The organism is Novosphingobium mangrovisedimenti, from assembly GCF_025153475.1.
GTDB lineage: Bacteria > Pseudomonadota > Alphaproteobacteria > Sphingomonadales > Sphingomonadaceae > Novosphingobium > Novosphingobium mangrovi_A.
Map to the genome: position 1 here is coordinate 1 of NZ_JANZXA010000081.1, position 252 is coordinate 252.

Sequence of the window (252 nt, forward strand, 5' to 3'; positions counted from 1 at the left end):
AGCGGTTTGACCGGGTCACTGGAACGAGGCGTCTGCCAAGCCGGTTTTGCCATAGCCTCAGTTGCCGCCCTGTGCCGCGATACGCTCACGCCAGACCCGGAGTCCGTCGCCCGCGCCCTTGGCCATCGTGAAGCTGTCGATCCCGTTGGCGATGAAGCGGGCACCGCCATCGAGGAACTGCTGGACGAGGCGTTCGTCGCGCGAAAGGATCCCGGCCGGTTTGCCGGTTGAGACGATCCGCGCCAGTGCTTC

The 252-nt window shown here is 65.9% G+C and carries 1 pseudogene; it reads right to left on the bottom strand.

The features are described 5' to 3' along the window. Positions 1–57: 57 nt before the first annotated feature. Positions 58–252: pseudogene (locus tag NZK81_RS21560) on the bottom strand (2-dehydro-3-deoxyglucarate aldolase); the annotation flags it as partial.